The following is a 19094-nucleotide window of genomic DNA, read 5'->3' as shown; positions in this document are numbered from 1 at the left end:
TGCCGAAATGACGTAGACAAAGGTCTGTAAAATCACAATGACAAAAAATCCCTGTTTTCAGCTAATTTGTGATCTTAAAGCCTGAAAATAAAAATTGTCGTATTGAGTTTATTTTAGCAGTCAAACTGAATGGCAACTTCTGCGGCTTTTTTAATCAGTTTTCCTTTTTCCGCTTTGGAAGAAAGATACAGGATCACCCTTTCTTCTTCATAATCACGGTTGGCACCAAAAATAAAGTCAGGTTTCCCATCCTTATCAATATCTCCTATGAAAAGTAATTCGACAAAAGTATCGTTAAATGATTCTTCTTCTAAAAATAATGTTTCCGGAGAATCACCTGCTGACAGATAGAGCTTATAATCTTTTACATTCTGATAGAGCTCTTCGCCTTCATCGGTGTGTACTTTTTCTGATGAAAGCACTTTTCCTTCTGCTCGCAAAGTATATTCTTGATTTCCGAAATGAAATTTTAATTTCTCTTTTGGCCAGATTTTATTTTTCAGGATTTTTGCTGTTTTTATTTCACCCTGTGATAATCGCGGATTATCCAGTAATAAAAAGCTGTTATTTTTAGAAGTAATAATTCTGGTAGAATCTCCCGAGCATTCAGAGTACCCTCTGGTAATGGTGTAGTCAGCTTTACCCAAATAAAATTTTCCGTCTTTTTGATATAAATCCAACCAGTCTTTTGTGAGTGTATTGGCTTCGTTTTCATTTCCGAAATCCCGATATTCTTTGGGTAAAAGGATTTCAAAATCACCATTTGCTTCTTCAACCGGATTTAGCTCCGGATCTTTCAGTTTTTCACCCTGCTGAACTTCCTGTTGAGGATGTTTTATCTCTTGCTTTGTTTCCTGTATTTTATCTTTACAGGAAAGCATCATCGTTAAGGGTAAAAAAATCAATATTCCTCTTTTCATTATTTTTGCTCTTTTGTTTATCATATGCTATCTAAGATGCCTATTCTGAAAGTCATTTTATCACTTTTCCTCATTATATTTTTGCGGCTGAAATCTGAAATGATTTGCTTCCACAAATAAAAAACAAATCTGTAAAAAAATACGTTTGTAAAACATCCCTTTTTTCAGCCAGTTTGCTCTAAATATCCGTTTAAAGCGAAAAAATATAAAATTTTAACCAAAACTAGCTGAAAGCAGGGATTGAAAAACCTGAAAATAATAACGATTTTTGGCTGTAAATGTAAACCGGTCATATTTGATGATATAATATGCCCAGTAAAAAACAGCAAAGTAATAACTTTGCAGCGCTTACAACCTATACAATGCTGATCAATTTTTTTTCTTTTTTGCGCTCCCCAATTATCTTTATATGTCTTGTATTGGCTGGTCAGGCTACATCTGCCCAGGAACTGCAAAACAGCCTGGAACATCAATATAAAAAGTATAAACCGGGAAGCACCCAACGAATGATGATGACCGGAAAGTATGCACAGGCTCTTTTTTTTAATCATCAGGAGGATAAAGCTTTTGTCATTTTAAATGAGAATATTACTTATGCCAAAAAGTTGGCTGACGGGAAGTATGCTGCTTATTTATACATTATTTCAGCTATCAATTACAGGCTGCTGGACAATGTTAAGGCGTATGAAAATGCTTCCAGGCTGGCTCAGATTTATCAGGAAAAAACAAAAGACCCGGAAACAAAAGGCTATGTATCCTACGGGCTTGGCTGGATCCAGGAACGTAACCATAAAAAAGCTGAAGCGGTCCGCTATTTTTTAAAAGCCCTGTCGTTTTATGAAAAAGCGGTCCATTCCGAAAGTTTAAATACCAGGAAAGCATCTGTATACCGGGAATTAAACAGTATCTATGCTGACTGGAACGATTATCAGCTTCAGGAGAAGTACAGTAAGCTATCCCTTGAAATTGCCAGGCAGCAGAATGATCCTATGAACTTATTTGATGCTTATATGGCCATGGGATATATGTACGAGAAACGCTACGAATCTACTTCTGATAAGGCCTTTATTCATCAGGCTGAATCTTACTACATCAAAGCAGTGGAGACTTATAAAGCCAATAAGGCCGATATACCCATTCCTTCCAATCTCTCTTTTGTAGCCATCAATCTGGCCAATTTATATTTAAATTATTTCCCGGAATCCTACAAAGATAAGGCACTTTATTATGCCAATTTAGCTAAAACCCAGGGGATCGCTACAGGAAATCACGACCATGTAGCCTCTGCCAATGGCCTTCTGGCAGAAATAGCTTTACAGGATGGCAATAAAGAGGAAGCAAAAAAACAATTATTGGCCGCCCTTGCAGAATCGGAATATGACAAGGTCACCGATCTGAATATCAAGCTGTCAATTTTTGAAAATCTATCGAAGCTGTTTCAGGATGAAAACAATTTTAAAGAAGCCATATTTTACCAAAAAGTGTATTTAGAGACCTTTAAAAAGGTGTATGATCAAAAAAGTGCTGCCCTGGGGAAACAATTGGAAACCCAGTATGAAAGGGAAAAGCAGAAGCAGCAATTGCTCCGGTTACAATTGGCATCTGAAAAGCAGGAACAGCGGCTCAAGGAAATGAGCTGGCATAGTTTACAGCAGGCCCAGAAATTAGAAAATCTGGAACTGACGAAAGAAAATCAGTTGAGAAAACTGGAATTTACTGAAATGGAAAACAGTAAAAAAGCACAGGAACTCCGTTTATCCCAACTGGAATCTTTTAACAGAAAGCGTGAAGTGGATCTGTATAAAGCCCGCATTGACTATAAGGAGAAAACAAATACATTTTATATCGGGCTGGCGGCCTCTGTTTCTTTACTGCTTATCTTACTGCTCTATGCCTATTTTCAAAGAGCAAAAGGCATAAAGCAGAAAGAGAAACTGCATCTTCTTGAGATGGAAAAAATCATACAGGAGTCAAAAATATCCAACCTTACGGTAATGCTGGAAGGCCAGGAGCAGGAACGGGGAAGAATAGCCCGGGACCTCCACGATGGCCTCGGAAGCCTGCTTTCCGGAACCAAAATGAATTTGTTCTTATTAAAGGATAAATCTGATGATCATCATCAGCTGCAAATAGAAAGATCGATGGAACAGATCGATATAGCAGTTGACGAGCTTCGTCACGTTGCCCATAATCTTATGCCGGATCTGCTGCTAAAGTACGGACTTCAGGAAACATTAATGGAATATGTTTCCCGGATGACTACTCCGAAGCTGGATGTTGATGTTCAGTTTTTGTATTATTCCAATCAATTACCTTTAGAAAGCCAGCTGCTTGCCTACAGGATCATCCAGGAACTGGTAAACAATGCCGTAAAGCATGCCAAAGCAAGCCAGATCATTATTCAGCTCATAGAAAATGAATCCGAGTATGTGATTATCGTGGAGGATGATGGAAAAGGATTTGATATAAATACTTTGAATCACTCGCATTCTGCAGGATTTCACAACATCCGTTCCCGTGTTGAGTTCCTGAAAGGCACCATGCAAATAGAATCCCAGATCAATATAGGAACCAATATTGAAATCAAATTTCTAAAATAAATAAAATTATGACTAAAATAGCTATAACCGATGATCACCCATTATTACTGGAAGGCTTAAAAAATATTCTCTCCCAGCAAGAAGGTTTTTCCGTAGTGGGCTGCTACTCTTCTTCCAGTGAGCTTTTTGCAGGATTAGAAAACCAGGCTCTGGATGTGCTGCTCCTGGATATTAATCTTTCTGATGGCAATAGTATAGATCTGATTCAGCCTATATTAAAAAAATATCCTGATACCCAAATCATTATTTTAAGTGTGCACAATGAGTTTGCAGTGATCAACAGCAGCTTGGAGGAAGGGGCTATGGGATATATTCAGAAGAATGCTTTGGTCACAGAAATAATTTCAGGAATACAAACAATACTTAAGGGCGAGAAGTTCTTATGCAACCAAACCAAAAGAATCGTAGAGATGAAAACAAATTCCGGGCTCAGTTCGGTACCCAAATTAACCCGTAGGGAGAAGGAAATTTTAATAGAAGCATCTTTAGGTCTTACCACCATTCAGATAGCGGATAAATTATGCATAAGCCCTCATACCGTGGAAAGTCACCGTAAAAACCTGATTGTCAAGTTCAAAACCTCAAATTTAAGCACAGCCATAAAATTAGCAATGGAATACGGATTGGTTCGCCAATAAGGGGTATCATCTTGTTATTATATTTAGAATAGAAAATTACCTGCCAAAAATGAACCCTTTCATTCTTGTTTTATTCAGCTCAATCGAACCAGACTATTGATAAAAGTATTTGAAGATAACCCATACTTGATTAAAAGCCCTTCAACGTTAGATGTCAGCAATCTTAAGTAGAAGTTAATATTTTAAAGCCCTATTATCTAAATTTTGTTTAAATTTTTAATAATTTAAACAACAATAAAAACATTTGAAAATGAATCAGTGCACCATTAGTGGCAAAGTAAAATGTGTTATAGTAAAATTTCACTCACTACATTAAATGGTTTAACTAAATGCCTGGGTAATTATACATATTATAAATTATGAAAAACCATAAGCTGACAACACTTTTAGTTATAATAATGATTATCTTTTCGTGTAAAGAAGAAAAGAACTCGCACCTTAGTTCGGTTTTAGATAATTCCGGTTTTGATAACAGCAATATCGATTCCACTAAAAACCCGTGTACTGATTTTGATAGCTTTGCTAATGGTAACTGGAAGAAGAAAAATCCGCTTCCTGCTACTGAAAGCAGATGGGGTGCCTTCGAAATTCTTGATCGGGACAACAAGGTGAAACTCCAAAATATTATAGACAGCATAAGTAGATTACCTAATCTGATCCCAGGTTCAGAATCGCAGCAGATAGCCGATTTTTACCGATCCTATATGGATACAGTTACCATAGAAAAAACAGGTCTCTCATCTCTTGATAAATATTTTGAGCAGATAGATCATATTAAAAATTATACCCAGTGGATCAACGTATCCGCGGAACTTGAAAAATTAGGCGTACCGACTTTTATCAGCTATAAGGTAGAAGCGGATTCTCATAACAACCGAATGAATATCCTGTACTTAGGGCAAGGTGGACTAACTTTGGGTGATAAAAGCTATTACGACCTAAATGAACCCAAATCTGCAGCCCTTAAAGACAAGCTTATTCGGCATATAGACACCATGCATAAAAGCACAGGATTTGAAGGTGGATCTCCCGGTGCCACAATCTATGAGTTGGAACAAAACATAGCACGCCTGCAACTCTCGAGTTTGATGTTGCGTGACCAGATAAAAACCTATAATAAGATGCCTGTTGAGGAACTAAGCCGCGTAGCGCCACAATTTAGTTGGGATGTGTTTTTAAAGGCAAAGGGAATAAATACTCAGACTGTTGTTGTTGAAGACCGGGCGTATATGAGCAATTTAACCACTCTACTGCATAAAACACCATTGGCTACACTGAAATTATACGCCCGATGGCAGCTTCTATCTCATTTTGCCCCCTACCTGTCACAAAAATACAGCAACCCACACTTTGCTTTTTTTGGAACAGTAATGACCGGACAAAAAGAACAAAAAGGACGCAGGGATATGGCAATTAAAGAGTCAGAAAAAGCGCTGGGTATGCCTTTAGGTAAACTTTTTGTTCAAAAATACTTCCTGAAGCAAGACAAACAAAAGATAAGTGAAATGATTGAAAATGTGCGCTGGGTTTATCACCAGCGCATAGACAGCTTAAGCTGGATGAGCAACAGTACCAAAGCGTCGGCACATCATAAATTAAAGGAAATGACATTCAAGATCGGCTATCCGGAAAAATGGCCCGACTATTCGGGTATCTCCATACAGCCATTAAGGTTGATAGACAACATTATTTCTGTTGCAATTTTTCATCATAACGAAAACATCAATAAAATTGACAGGCCTGTAGATAAAAACGAATGGCATGCAACACCGCAAACCGTTGATGCCTTTTATGATCAATATACTAACAGCGCTTGTTTCCCTGCGGGTATCCTGCAGCCACCTTTTTATAACCATAAAGCAGATGATGCCATCAATTATGGTGCTATAATCGCCGCAATAGGGCATGAAATAACCCACGCTTTTGATGACAGAGGCTCCAGGTTTGACGCTTCGGGTAATTTAAGTAACTGGTGGACAGCAACAGACAGACGTAATTTTGAAAATCTCACAAAACAATACATTGATTATTTTAACCGAATAGAGGGACAGCCGGGATTACACATTAACGGACAACTCACCATAAGTGAAAACATAGCCGACCTTGGGGGCCTTACTTTAGCTTATCATGCACTTAAAAGAAGTTATGATAAAAAAAAGCAGCCTGCACCAATTAACGGCTTCACCTGGCAGCAACGTTTCTTTTTAGGGTGGGCGCAAATGTGGCATGGCAACATCAGTCCTGAAGCTTTGCGTAATGAACTTCAAACTAATCCTCATGTACCTTTCAGATTTAGAATAAATGGCCCGCTGGCACAATTGCAGGAATTTAAACAAGCATGGAACTGCTATGAAAAAGATTCAGCCAATTTATTAAATGCCAAAGAGATACAAATCTGGTAGCTCTTAGCCTCGCAAACAATATCCCAAGCATTTATTGAAATTAATGGTTCCATTACTTCCTGTGCTTTTGAGCTTTGGAGATTATTGATCGTGCAGAAATAAAAGACGAGGCAGGTATGCTCTGTGACCTTATTATCTTATATTGAACCACATACTTACAAACGGCAGTTAATGTTCAGTAGACCACATTAAAAATAATGATGTACGAGCGGCATTGATATCATTTTTATAAAAAATGATATAGGAAAATAACATCTCCTCTATAGGCGGGTCTAACCTGATTCCTTATCAGAAGTTTTGCTTCAACCTCCACTTTTACAGTTCCCCTGAGATTTGTAACCGATTTTACAGTTGCCTGTAATCGCACATCATTATCTACCGTCACAGCTTGACCGAATTTGAAATTCTCAATCCCGTAATTGATTTCCATTTTAACGTTTCTCACTTCTGCAATTTGCTTCCAGAGATAAGGAATCAGCGATAATAATAAGTAACCATGAGCAATGGTCGATTTAAAAGGTCCCTCGCTTTCTGCTCTTTCCTTATCAATATGAATCCACTGATCATCAAAAGTTGCTGCTGCAAATCTGTTGATTTGGTCCTGGTTTATCTTGTGCCAGTCAGAAAATCCAACCATTTGACCTTCTAAAGCTTTATATTCAATAAAATTGTTGATGATAATCATTTCATTTCTTTTACTGTTATAATGAACTAATGCCTGCTCTCTTCTTAAAAAAAACCTCACATAGCGCGAGAGGTCATGAACGTAATAAACAGCAAGTAATCTGGGTCGTATGTATCTTCTTTAAACAATATATCATACAAAAGTTCTTGAACTTTCCATTATATAAAAACATAATACTGACACTGAAATACTATTTATTCCGTACAGATATTAAAGTTAAAATGATGCCAATTTAGATTAAACAAGTCGCATAACCTTATGATCAATCGAAACGTAAGATTAATCCGCTCTTTCATAGGTATTTTTACTTGAATGATGCTCTTTCTTTCTGAAATCAAAGCTCCTGGTCTGCCCAAGGCTTATAGAAGCACAGTTCGTTTACCCTAACGACTTTCCTTATCTCTGTGCCAGACAGGCAACGGAATCCTTATGGTCACGATACAGGTTTAATAGAACACCATTAAACTGACAGCCAAACTCCTTCTCAGTTCTTTGTTTTAATGAAACAATTCAAGAGTCCATGGGTTCGTTGGCTTTTTATTTTCTTCTGAATCTTTATTTTTGAATCACTGCCTATAATAGATAGAAACCACTTTGAAGATGCTTTTGATGAGCTTGAAATATAGGCTTTCCTGTTTCCTATTCAATTTTTGATTTACTTATCCACAGGAATTTGAAATTGGGCTGCCGTGAAAAAGATCAACAGGATTTTAAGGTTAAGACAATGACTTGAAGTATTAACTGCTAATATTAAGCTGTACTCTATTATGATCACTTTTTGATGGATGCCGGACTTTTAGTCATAAAAAAATTGTTGCAAGTTCTTAACTCTCATTATATTTTACTTGACATTCACTCCAAATACATATCCTACCAAAGCGGTTATTCCCATCGCAACGGTTCCCCAGAAACAAATTCTCAGCATAGCAATCCCAATATGAGAACCTCCTGTCTTTGCAGAAATTGCTCCCAAAATCATTAAAAAAATAATAGAAAATCCATATTGAAAGTATACCATTTCCTTAATAGGTGCTAAAAAAGAAACCATAAAAGGTAGCAAAGCACCCAATGCAAATGATCCAAATGATGCAACAGCCGCAATTAATGGTTTTGCCTGGGTAATTTCATTAATACCCAGTTCATCATGAGCATGAGCAGCTAACGCATCATGTTCGGTAAGCTCAGTAGCAACCTGTAGTGCAGTCTCTTTACTTACTCCCCTTCTCTCATAGATTTTCGCCAGTTCTTTCAGTTCTACTTCAGGTATTTCTTCCAGTTCTCTTTTTTCACGCAATAAATCTGCTTTTTCAGTATCTTCTTGCGAACTGACTGAAACATACTCCCCGGCAGCCATAGACATCGCTCCGGCAATCATCCCCGCTAAAGCTGCAAGTACAATGGTATTTCGATCCGGGTGTGCGGCTGCGACGCCAATGACAATACTTGTAGTAGACAACAAACCGTCATTAGCACCTAAAACGGCTGCACGAAGCCAGCCAATTCTATTTACATAATGTTTTTCTAATTGGTGATGCATATTAAAAATTTAAAACAAGCCCAGCTCCAAAATTTTTAGATTCAAGAACGGGATATATTAAAGTTATATTTTTTGATTCTTTCTTATTAAACAGCTTATTGACGGTGGGAAATAACCAATAAGCCAATTCAGTACTTAAAATACCGAACCCCGCGCCAGCCACTACATCTCCTATCCAATGTTTATCGTTTAATGTTCTGTAAATCCCTGTAAAAACAGCAATCGGATAGCCTGTAAGTGCCACCCAAAAATTTTCATCTTTATATTCCCTGAATAGAAATTGTGCAGAAGAAAAAGCCGCTGCAGTATGACCGGAAGGGAAAGAAAGATTGTTAGATACATCAGGGCGTTCTTCTTTTACCAAATGTTTTAAAGGTAAAACGAAAGCAGCAGAAATAAGCTGAGAAGTACCATAAATAATGGTTCTCTCTTTTAGATTATGCTTTCCTCTGATTCCTGCAAGATTATATCCATACACCATAACTACGGGTAAGTATTGCGTATAATTATCTAATTTAATATGTTTTGGCTGATGTTCTCCAATTTCATATTGGGTAGATCTGTTGAGGTTCTTCAGTGCATCAGAACTCAAACTTAAAACCCCATATCCGATAAAAATGGTAGGTATAATGAGTTTCTTATAACTGGGTTGATATACTTTGTCATTATATCTTCCAAAATTTGAATCTTTTAGTGTAACTGAGTCATAAGTAACCTGCCCAAAACAAATGTTTGAACAGGTTAAAGAGATTAGAATCATGGTTAATAATCTCATATTCTATCATTTAAATCTTAAATTTAGTGAAATAATATCAGATTTCATTCCTATAGATTTTGTGTAATGTCCATATCGAATCTCCAGCATATTAAGACGTTCTATTCCAAATAATCCATTTTTAGGATTGAAACGTATCCCTGCTCCATAAAAATGGCTGTCGAATTTTGAAAGATCATAATTGCTTGTATAAAAATCATCAAATGCCGTATGCAGTTGATAAGGCGCAAAATATTTAGCTGCAGTCTGAGAATAATATCTGTAAAAAGGGCTCACCGAAACAAAAGGTGAGATCTTCAAGGGGGTTTCCAGGCTAATTGTATTTGATTTTAGTCCCCAATCGTCGGTATAATAACGATAATAGGCTCTCAAAATCACTTTATCCCCAAGGAAGTAATTTGCTCTTACTCCTAAAGGAATTTTGAACCGTTTATCGGGCAAAGCTTCCTGATGAACTGAGTTATCATTGAAATAAACTCTGTGGAAAGGCAAACTTAAATATCCTGTCTGCTGAACGCCGTCCGCCAAAAATTCAACCTGAAAGTTCTGATTGATGATTTGCGAATAAGAAAGCGACAGTGCATAAGTATTTCTTCCGCTTGTGCCGTAGTTCTCGTGTTCACCTCCTGTGCTTCCGTTTGTTCTGAGCTCAATCGGGGCAATCAGTTTTACCTGATCCAGATAAGCCTGGAATTTTGCGGTAAACTCCCCCATTTTATTCTTGGTTTTTTGTGAAAACCCGATGTTTGCACCGTAAGATGCATAATCAAATTCAAAAGAGGTAGAAACACCCGCCATTAAAGTCGTTCCTTTTTCGGTATTCTCACGGCTCCAGCTTAATGCAGGATAAATTCTGTTGTCTGCGTGAGAAGCGGATGAATTGGCTTTCAGGTCTATCATATCGGAAGATGCCGATGTGTAATGATCGATTCCGACACTGAACCCGAATTTATTTTTCCGGTCTTTTTTATCATATTTTACCATTGTTACATCAATCGTATTGGAAATATCTGTAAGCTTCTCTGTTCCGATTCCTCCTGTGACCGCCGAATTGTTTCCATCCTGTTTGTAATAGCTGGAAACCAGATTGGCTTCATCAAGAGTCAGTTTTTTCGGTTGCTCGTTGCCAGCATTTTCCTGCGCTTTTGCATTGAAAATTCCGAAAAGAGCGAAGATACTTATTATCAATTTTTTCATTTTAAATCACAATTAAATTTTACAATTACTCTCTTAATTACATCCGCAACCGCCTCCCACTTTTCCGGCATTGGCTCCTGAAGAACCTTCCCTGTAGGATTGGAAGCTCAGTTCGGTTTTTTCGATCGTTCTGTTTCCAAGAACCATTTCTGCATCGTTCAGTTTGTTTTTTTCATATTCTTTTACAGTGGTGCAGGATTGCAGGGAAACAATTGTGATTAGCAGGGAAATTCCTGCTGTTATTTTTATGAAATTTTTCATTTTGATTTCTTTTTTTGATGAAATTATTTTGTCGTTCCGGGATAGGTGGAGTCTCAGCTATGAGTTGAGATTCTTCATTCCATTATATTGACAGAAACATTTCATTTTAAATTAATGTTTTGAGATGAATAAATTCTGTCCTGATCATCGATGATGATGCATTCCAGATGATTGATCTGATTCACCATATTGAGGGCAGAATCAATCCCCATAATGCTTACCGGAGTTGCCATGGCATCGGCAATCTCAGCATTCGGACAAAAGATCGTAACACTTTTTACACCAGAAACAGGCATTCCCGTTTTCGGATTGATGGTATGAGAATATTTTTTGCCGCCTATGACGACAAATTTTTCATAATTTCCGGAAGTTGCGATGGCCATATCTGTGATGTTCATATAAGAGAATGGTTGTTTTGAATTATCGGGATCAGCAATTCCGACGGTCCATGGTTTTCCGTCTGCCTGATTTCCCCAAGTCGTCAAATCACCGGAAGCGTTTACAATTCCCGATAAAACACCTCTTTTCTGAAGAAGTTTTTTTGCCTTTTCCGCGGCATAGCCTTTTCCGATTCCTCCAAAACCGATCCTCATTCCTTTTTCTTTCAGAAACACAGTCTGATTTTCACGATTCAGCAAAATATTCTGATAATTGACCAACTTCAAGTGCTCCTTAATCAATTCAGGATCAGGTAGCTGTTGCATTTTCCTGTCGAAATTCCAGAAACTTTTATCGATTCCACCATAGGAAATATCAAAATATCCGTCCGTTATTCTGCTGATTCTTAGACTTCTTTCAATGAGATCAAAAATTTCCCAATCTACTTTTACAGGCTTGATTCCTGCATTTCTGTTGATGAGATTGGTTTGGCTTTCCTCACTGAATGTCGTCAGAAGCTTTTCAATTCTCCTGATTTCGTCAATTGCTGCATCGATATGCTGATTCGCAGAATTTTTATCATCGCTTACAACGGTAATTTCAAAAGCGTTCCCCATTAATTTTTGAGGTCTTTTGAATTCTCTTAACATACCTTTTATTTTTGATTTTCTTTAATACTTCTTATCTCTTTGCTGAAAGCCAATGCATTTTCCGAAGGAAGACCTTCCCAGCTTTTCAGTATTTTTCCTTCAGAATTCAATAAAAGGGTGTAAGGAAACAGGCCTTTTGAATTATAATGATCCGCAAGTAAAGCGTTTTCTTTTTTCAGTTCGGGAGAAAGCTGATTTTTCTTATTTCGTGGAAAATCTGCATTGATGTAGACAATCACCTTTTCGGTTTCCAGCTTTTTGAAATCTTCTGTTTCGATAATGTTTTTATGAAGTTTAATACATGGAATGCACCAGTCTGAACCGGAAAAATTAAGTAAAATAAGTTCTTTATTTTCTGTAGCTTCTTTTTTTGCGATTTCTAATCTGTTTTGTGCATGGAAACCAACAGCAAATACAACCATTAATAAGGCCGAGATTATTGTTTTCATTACTTAGAATTTATAATGATTTTGTTTTTAAGAATATACGATAAGTTGGTTTATACTTAAACCAAATAATTAAAATGAATTATGAAAATGCATATCTGGGCGGTTCCCACACGGAGTTTAAAAATCCTTTACAATAAAAATCTTCGTCATAAAACGGTATTTTATGAGATTTTATATGTTGAAATAAGTCGTTTCTGGTTTCCAGACTGAATCCCTGATTGATTGTAAAAACCAAAGTAAGAGGTATAGAATGAATGATAAAAGGTAACCTTTGATCCTTACCATAATCACCATCTTTAACCGGATGATCGTAATGTGTTTTCAAGAATGCTGTAAGCGACATTTCCGGATTTAAAGCTTTGTGTTCACAATAATGTTCAATAAGTTCCGGGACTTTCAAAAGCTGATACAGTTCGGTTGTAGAAACCAAATACAGTGACAACAATAATATGGAAATCAGCTTTTTCACTAATCAAAATTATGAAATGTTTATTTAAGAATGATTTTAAATTAAATGTAATTAACTATTTAATCCCATTCCTTATTTCATTCACCCATTTTTCTATTTCAGATTGATCAGTCAGCGAAAGTTTTGCTTTCTGATGAATAACTGTGTAAGAAGTAAGCGGCATTTCGCCCTCTTTTACCGTTTCTACGATTTCATTTAGTTTCTTAAGCTTTTTTTCACGGCTGTAAGTATTAAATTCATCAAAATTCAAATGTCTTTTACCCGAATTGACATGATCCGACAGCCACCATTTCACTGGTTGCATATTGCTGTACCAAGGATAAAAAGTATTGTTGGAATGGCAGTCGTAGCAACTGGTTTTCAAAATAGACTGAACGTTTTTCGGTATTGCATAAAAATTTCCGATGGCATTGGCAAATTGGTTCGGACTGATATTTTTTTTTACATCAATGAACTGAATACCGATAAACAGGACCAACAATACAGTTAAAATATTCTTTATTGAGAAAAATGATTTATTCATTATTTTAGGTTTTTGAATTTATTTTTTTAATTATTTAAAGCGGAATTATTCCTCTTCACTTGCCGTATTTTTAAGCTTCATCAAAAGCGTGTACGCATTTTTGGTGACGATTTTTCTGTTCTTAAAATCTTCAAAGTTTTTAATTTGAATGAAACCGTTTTCAGCTTCTCCCAACATTACCGGGATCAGTTTATAGGTTTGTCTTTTTTCCTGAACAAAAACATAATCTTTACCTTCAAAATTGACTATACTTTCCTCTGGAAGTGCATTGGAGAAGGATGTCTGAGTCTCGATCTCAGCGTTCATATACATTCCGGGAGTCAAATTATGGTCATACTGCTCAAAATGGCAATGTACATCTGCCGTTCCGTCCGCATTGATATCTTTGCTGATCAGAATAATTTCTCCATCATATTTTTTCTCTGGCTGTGTATTGGTATAGGCTGTAAATCTTTGTCCGATTTTCAACATTCCGAGATCTTTTTCATACACTTTAAGATTCAGATGAATGTCATTGGGATTGATAAGTTCAAATAAAACATCAGACGGATTGACAAACTTGCCTATATTCACATTAACTTTGCTCACAAAACCATTGATTGTACTGTATACCGGAACGCTTTTCCTAATGTTTCCCGAAGTTAAACTTCCCGGATTGATATTAACGAGCTGAAGCTGTTCTGCCAAAGTATTCATCATAATTCTCTGGCTGTTCATCTCAGACTGCGCCTGCTGCATGACTTTATCACTGCTTGCCTGACTCTGGTTCAGTTTTTTTTGTCTGTTATAATCCAGCTCTGCAAAATGAAGTTTTGATTTTGCCATCAGATAATCCTGCTGAAGCTGTATAAACTGAGGATTTTCGATAACAGCAATCACCTGCCCTTTCTTCACCTTCATTCCCGGCAAAAGGTCAGTACTTTTCAGATACCCTCCCAACGGAACGCTTACAGAAATCATATTCTGTGGCGGAACATCTATTTTCCCGTTAATTTTAAGCATTGTGGAAATATTCTTTACAGAAAGTGACATTGTTTCTATGGGAGTATTGCTGATCTGCGCATCGGTAAGCACAACCCTACTTTCGTCTTTGGGAGAGGCTGGCTGCACTACAGCTTTTTCTTTTTTATTACACTGGACCGCAAAAAAGAGGGTAAGCATTAATAAAACCGAATATTTATTTTGAATTGATTTTAACATAATTTATTGATTTAAAGTAATATATTCCAGCTCAACAATACTTTCATTAAGATTCCAAACGGCATCTGTATAATTATTTTTGATACTGATCGCCTGATTGGCAAGCATTACAAATTCCAGATAATTGATTTCTCCGTTGATGAACTGTTTTTGAGCAGTTTCAAGAATGGTATTGGCATTTTTCAGTTCATATTTCTCGTACTGAGAAACAATTTCCAGATTTTTCTGCTGAATTTCTAAAAGCTTTTTATACTGATTTTTTAATGTAAACTCGGCATTCTGAAAATCATTTTCACTTACAGATTCTGCAATTTTTGAAGCTTCAATTCTCGCTTTTTGTCCGCCAGAAAATATGGGGACGGAAACACCAACCTGAACCGAATGAAACTGTGGTGAAGAATTGTAAACTTTATCATCTGCCCCCATCCCGCGGAAGCTGTTGAGGTTATAGGCGAACTGTAAACCCGGCAGTAATTTGGATTTTTCCAAAGCCGTTTGCTGTGCTGCAATATTTTTCTGCTGTTCCAATATTTTTAACGAAGGATTGCTGGAAACATCAGTTTGTAGACGAGAAAGAGAAAAAATATGTCCTCCATCTGGAATTAATTCTGTTTCTGAATTAAGAAGCCATTGCAACTGCAGCTGCAAAGTACTGAGTTCCTGTTGCACCTGTTTAATCTGGATTTCAATAGCTGATTTTTGGTTGGCAGCAGTCGCTTTCTCCAAAATATTACTCTCACCGCTTTTTAATCTTAAAGTTGCCTTATCCAGAAATTGAGAATAAAAATCTAAAGATTCATTCAGTATTCTTTCCTTTTCCTGCCAATATAAGATATTGTAGAACGTAAGCGTAACACCTTTTTTCAGCTGATATTCTTTTAATGAAATATTAAGCTCACTTTTTTTCCATTCTTCGGTGTACAGATTTTTTTGTCTTTTATATACGGTAGGAAATGCAATGCTCTGGGAAATTCCGAATTTCACATCACGGTAAGCACTGTTGATTTGTCCATAATCCGCAGAAATTCCTGTCTGAGGAATGTCTGAAGAAGTTTTTATGAGTGCTTTTGCATATTCTGATTTTAATTTCTCATTTTTAAGACCTCTGTTGTTTTTTAAAGCGATGTCAACCGCTTCATTTAAGGTGATTTTGGCTTGAGATTTCATAACACTTCCTGTTAATACAAAAAAGATGATAAGAGCAGGTGTTACTGTATTTTTTCGTATGTTTTTCATTTTAAATCCTTTTTCTATCGTTACGTAAAGCAATGGAAGCACAAAAAGCGTGAGTAATGTGGCAATCAAAAGTCCACCTATCACCACGGTTGCCAATGGTCTTTGGACTTCTGCTCCTGCTCCGTTGCTCACTGCCATCGGGATAAATCCTAGTGAAGCAACAAACGCAGTCATCAGAACAGGTCTTAACCTTGCTTCTCCTCCATCGACAACAATTCTCACAATATTTTTAATTCCGTTTTTATACAATCTGTTGAATTCGGAAATCAGTACGATTCCATTAAGAACCGCTACTCCGAAAAGAGCAATAAATCCTACACCGGCGCTGATACTGAAAGGCATTCCTCTGGCAGCCAGCAAGAACACGCCTCCAATAATAGAAAGTGGAATCGCCGTATAAATCAAAAGACTTTCTTTAACGGAATTAAAAGCAAGAAACAATAGCACGAAAATTAAAATCAAAGCAATCGGTACTGCAATCATCAGCCTGCTTTTGGCATTTTTAAGGTTTTCAAAAGAGCCTCCGTACGTGACGTAATATCCCGGAGGAAGCTTCAGCTGTTGGTCCACCTTAGCCTGGAGTTCTTCTACAATTCCCTGAACATCCCGGTTTTTGATATTGAAACCTACCACAATTCTCCGCTGCCCATTCTCACGCTGGATTTGGTTCGGACCATCTTTAATATCAACATTGGCAAGCTGCGAAAGCGGAATCTGATTACCTGAAGGCGTAGGAATCAATAAATTTCTGACATTATCAAGGTTTTTACGGTCATTACTGTTTAATCTTACCACCATATCAAAGCGTTTTTCTCCCTCGAAAACCAAACCTGTACTTTGTCCTGCAAAAGCAGTATTGATCACCCTGTTGATATCTCCAATCGACAAATGGTATTGCGCTATAACCGGTCTGTTGTACTGGATAATCACCTGCGGAAGACCTGAAACAGGCTCTATATATAAGTTTTGAGTTCCCTTTACTGTATTGATTATTTTCCCAAGCTGATTGGCATTTGTAACCAGAGTCTCCAGATTTTCTCCGAATATTTTCAAAACAACATCCTGTCTTGCGCCGGTCATCAATTCATTAAAACGCATCTGAACGGGATACTGAAAACCAACGGTAATTCCGGGAACATCTTCCAAAGCTTTGCTCATTTTATCAGATAGCTCCGGAAAGCTTTTGGCAGAAGTCCATTCGCTTTTATCTTTCAGAATTACCATCATATCAGAAGCATCCATAGGCATTGGATCAGTGGGAACTTCCCCGCTTCCTATTTTAGTGACTACTTTCTGAACTTCCGGAAAGCGCGTTTTCAAAATATGGGCCGCTTTTTGTGTACTTTCAATAGTGGTTTTTAGATTACTTCCGGGCAAAACCCTAGTATCAACAGCAAAATCACCTTCTTCCAGGGATGGAATAAATTCACCGCCCATTCTGCTCAGAACCACAACGGCAAGAATAAAAAGAACTATGACAATACTAAAAATGGCTTTTGGAACTCTTAAAACTTTTAATAAGGTTTTACGGTAAAGAGTTTCAACCTTCGCCATCAAACGGTCTGAGAAGTTCATTTTGTGGCTTATTTTTTTGCTTAAAATAATAGAACTCATCATCGGAATATAGGTAAGTGAAAGCAGGAATGCCCCCAATAAAGCAAAGGCAACGGTTTGTGCCATCGGTTTAAACATTTTCCCTTCAATACCCTGTAGCGTTAAAATAGGCAGATAGACGATAAGAATAATGATCTGTCCGAAAACAGCACTGTTCATCATTTTTCCTGCGGAATCTATAACGATGGTATCCATTTCCTGTTTTGAAACTGAAATTGCTTTCCGGAATTTGGCATTATGGGTAAACTGATGCATAACCGATTCTACAATAATAACAGCTCCGTCTATAATCAAACCGAAATCGAGTGCACCAAGGCTCATCAGATTACCGCTTACCCCAAAGAGATTCATCATACAAATGGCAAAAAGCATTGCCAGAGGAATAACTGAAGCTACCAATAGACCCGCACGGAAGTTTCCAAGGAACAAAACCAGCACAAAAACAATGATCAATGCGCCTTCCATCAGATTTTTTTCAACGGTACCAATGGCATTGTTTACCATTTTGGTTCTGTCTAAGAAGGGCTCTATCACAACTCCTTCGGGTAACGTTTTCTGAATCTGCAAAATCTTAGCTTTTACATTTTTAATAACCTCACTGCTATTTTCGCCTTTGAGCATCATCACAATAGCACCGGAAACTTCACCATTATCATTATAGGTCATTGCCCCAAATCTTGTTGCATAACCATACCTCACCTCTGCAATGTCTCTTATAAATAAAGGAACACCATTATTCTTGGTGGAGATAGAAATATTCTTGATATCATCAAGATTTCCAACCAGTCCTTCGCTTCGTATGTATAGAACCGTAGGTCCTTTTTCGATATAAGAACCACCTGTATTCTGATTATTGGTTTTTAATGCATCGAATACATCTGTAATGGTAATTCCGTAAGCATTAAGTTTGTCCGGATTTACAGAAATTTCATATTGTTTCAGTTTCCCTCCAAAACTGCTGACTTCCGCAACCCCTTTTACACCAAGCAACTGTCTCCTGACAATCCAGTCCTGGAGGGTACGGAGCTCCGTAATATCATATTTACTTTCATATCCTTTTTTAGGACGGACAACATATTGATAAATTTCACCCAGTCCTGTTGAAATAGGTCCCAGCGTAGGGGTTCCTATATCCGGAGGGATCTGGTTCTGCACTTGCTGCAGCCTTTCTGCAACCTGCTGTCTCGCCCAATAAATATCTATATCATCATCAAAAACGATGGTGACCAGTGAAAGGCCGAATCGGGAAAAACTGCGGATTTCTTTTAACCCTGAAATATTACTGTTGGCCTGTTCTATGGGAAAAGTAACAAGTCTTTCGATATCAGTAGCTCCGAATGAAGGAGCTGTGGTTATCACCTGAACCTGATTATTGGTAATATCAGGAACTGCATCTATTGGCAATCGGGTTACCTGATAGGTTCCTACACCGATCAGTCCAAAAACCAATAGTATTATAATGAGTTTATTCTTTACAGAAAACTCAATGATTTTTGTAAGCATAAATAATTCTGTTAATCTTATTTGAAATAAATAGTATTTGCTCCTATTCCTGCCAGA

15 protein-coding genes are annotated in these 19094 nt (G+C 37.2%); 3 read left to right on the top strand and 12 right to left on the bottom strand.

What is annotated here, in order from left to right:
• Window positions 1–113: 113 nt before the first annotated feature.
• The gene (locus tag ACM40_RS16295) at window positions 114–920 is read right to left on the bottom strand and encodes a hypothetical protein (RefSeq protein WP_131705381.1); all 807 of its coding nucleotides are present in this window, start codon (window positions 918–920) and stop codon (window positions 114–116) included.
• Between the two features lie 308 nt (window positions 921–1228).
• Between ACM40_RS16295 and ACM40_RS16290 the strand changes: the two genes are divergently transcribed.
• The 3 genes from ACM40_RS16290 to ACM40_RS16280 all read left to right on the top strand — a co-directional run bounded on the left by ACM40_RS16290 (window position 1229) and on the right by ACM40_RS16280 (window position 6560).
• A complete protein-coding gene (locus tag ACM40_RS16290) occupies window positions 1229–3520 on the top strand; it encodes a sensor histidine kinase (protein ID WP_053077124.1) in 2292 nt (763 codons plus the stop codon).
• A gap of 8 nt (window positions 3521–3528) precedes the next feature.
• Complete coding sequence (locus tag ACM40_RS16285) at window positions 3529–4158, top strand: response regulator transcription factor (protein WP_048503863.1); 630 nt, start codon at window positions 3529–3531, stop codon at window positions 4156–4158.
• Between the two features lie 359 nt (window positions 4159–4517).
• On the top strand, window positions 4518–6560 hold the full coding sequence (locus ACM40_RS16280) for a M13 family metallopeptidase (RefSeq protein WP_048503862.1): 2043 nt from the start codon (window positions 4518–4520) through the stop codon (window positions 6558–6560).
• 226 nt (window positions 6561–6786) lie between these two features.
• Here the strand turns inward: ACM40_RS16280 and ACM40_RS16275 are convergent, their stop codons facing one another.
• The 11 genes from ACM40_RS16275 to ACM40_RS16225 form a co-directional block, all read right to left on the bottom strand.
• The gene (locus tag ACM40_RS16275) at window positions 6787–7245 is read right to left on the bottom strand and encodes a MaoC family dehydratase (RefSeq protein WP_048504029.1); all 459 of its coding nucleotides are present in this window, start codon (window positions 7243–7245) and stop codon (window positions 6787–6789) included.
• Between the two features lie 841 nt (window positions 7246–8086).
• On the bottom strand, window positions 8087–8782 hold the full coding sequence (locus ACM40_RS16270; protein WP_048503861.1) for a VIT family protein: 696 nt from the start codon (window positions 8780–8782) through the stop codon (window positions 8087–8089).
• Between the two features lies 1 nt (window position 8783).
• Complete coding sequence (locus tag ACM40_RS16265; protein ID WP_048503860.1) at window positions 8784–9557, bottom strand: phosphatase PAP2 family protein; 774 nt, start codon at window positions 9555–9557, stop codon at window positions 8784–8786.
• A 6-nt stretch (window positions 9558–9563) separates the two neighbouring features.
• Window positions 9564–10754: a DUF3570 domain-containing protein gene (locus ACM40_RS16260; protein ID WP_048503859.1), complete on the bottom strand. Its 1191-nt coding sequence runs from the start codon at window positions 10752–10754 to the stop codon at window positions 9564–9566.
• A 33-nt stretch (window positions 10755–10787) separates the two neighbouring features.
• Complete coding sequence (locus ACM40_RS16255; protein ID WP_007844654.1) at window positions 10788–11015, bottom strand: DUF4266 domain-containing protein; 228 nt, start codon at window positions 11013–11015, stop codon at window positions 10788–10790.
• Window positions 11016–11116: 101 nt separating this feature from the next.
• Window positions 11117–12043 (bottom strand): FAD:protein FMN transferase, encoded by a 927-nt coding sequence (locus ACM40_RS16250; RefSeq protein WP_048503858.1) that lies wholly within the window; start codon window positions 12041–12043, stop codon window positions 11117–11119.
• Between the two features lie 5 nt (window positions 12044–12048).
• Window positions 12049–12492, bottom strand: a complete 444-nt coding sequence (locus ACM40_RS16245; protein WP_007844638.1) for a thioredoxin family protein — start codon at window positions 12490–12492, stop codon at window positions 12049–12051.
• 79 nt (window positions 12493–12571) lie between these two features.
• Window positions 12572–12961, bottom strand: coding sequence for a hypothetical protein (locus ACM40_RS16240; protein ID WP_007844636.1), 390 nt, complete (start codon window positions 12959–12961; stop codon window positions 12572–12574).
• A 55-nt stretch (window positions 12962–13016) separates the two neighbouring features.
• Window positions 13017–13484, bottom strand: coding sequence for a heme-binding domain-containing protein (locus tag ACM40_RS16235; protein WP_048503857.1), 468 nt, complete (start codon window positions 13482–13484; stop codon window positions 13017–13019).
• A gap of 45 nt (window positions 13485–13529) precedes the next feature.
• A complete protein-coding gene (locus ACM40_RS16230; protein WP_117614883.1) occupies window positions 13530–14684 on the bottom strand; it encodes an efflux RND transporter periplasmic adaptor subunit in 1155 nt (384 codons plus the stop codon).
• A 3-nt stretch (window positions 14685–14687) separates the two neighbouring features.
• Window positions 14688–19037, bottom strand: a complete 4350-nt coding sequence (locus tag ACM40_RS16225) for a CusA/CzcA family heavy metal efflux RND transporter (RefSeq protein ID WP_048503855.1) — start codon at window positions 19035–19037, stop codon at window positions 14688–14690.
• Window positions 19038–19094 lie beyond the last annotated feature (57 nt).

Source organism: Chryseobacterium sp. BLS98 (assembly GCF_001045445.1).
Lineage (GTDB): Bacteria > Bacteroidota > Bacteroidia > Flavobacteriales > Weeksellaceae > Chryseobacterium.
Note: the sequence above shows the minus strand (reverse complement) of the source record. Positions and strands in the feature narration are given on the sequence as shown.

Coding starts and splice junctions, on each gene's coding strand:
- ACM40_RS16295 (WP_131705381.1), bottom strand. CDS start 920: ATGAAAAGAGGAATATTGATTTTTTTACCCTTAACGATGATGCTTTCC.
- ACM40_RS16290 (WP_053077124.1), top strand. CDS start 1,229: ATGCCCAGTAAAAAACAGCAAAGTAATAACTTTGCAGCGCTTACAACC.
- ACM40_RS16285 (WP_048503863.1), top strand. CDS start 3,529: ATGACTAAAATAGCTATAACCGATGATCACCCATTATTACTGGAAGGC.
- ACM40_RS16280 (WP_048503862.1), top strand. CDS start 4,518: ATGAAAAACCATAAGCTGACAACACTTTTAGTTATAATAATGATTATC.
- ACM40_RS16275 (WP_048504029.1), bottom strand. CDS start 7,245: ATGATTATCATCAACAATTTTATTGAATATAAAGCTTTAGAAGGTCAA.
- ACM40_RS16270 (WP_048503861.1), bottom strand. CDS start 8,782: ATGCATCACCAATTAGAAAAACATTATGTAAATAGAATTGGCTGGCTT.
- ACM40_RS16265 (WP_048503860.1), bottom strand. CDS start 9,557: ATGAGATTATTAACCATGATTCTAATCTCTTTAACCTGTTCAAACATT.
- ACM40_RS16260 (WP_048503859.1), bottom strand. CDS start 10,754: ATGAAAAAATTGATAATAAGTATCTTCGCTCTTTTCGGAATTTTCAAT.
- ACM40_RS16255 (WP_007844654.1), bottom strand. CDS start 11,015: ATGAAAAATTTCATAAAAATAACAGCAGGAATTTCCCTGCTAATCACA.
- ACM40_RS16250 (WP_048503858.1), bottom strand. CDS start 12,043: ATGTTAAGAGAATTCAAAAGACCTCAAAAATTAATGGGGAACGCTTTT.
- ACM40_RS16245 (WP_007844638.1), bottom strand. CDS start 12,492: ATGAAAACAATAATCTCGGCCTTATTAATGGTTGTATTTGCTGTTGGT.
- ACM40_RS16235 (WP_048503857.1), bottom strand. CDS start 13,484: ATGAATAAATCATTTTTCTCAATAAAGAATATTTTAACTGTATTGTTG.
- ACM40_RS16230 (WP_117614883.1), bottom strand. CDS start 14,684: ATGTTAAAATCAATTCAAAATAAATATTCGGTTTTATTAATGCTTACC.
- ACM40_RS16225 (WP_048503855.1), bottom strand. CDS start 19,037: ATGCTTACAAAAATCATTGAGTTTTCTGTAAAGAATAAACTCATTATA.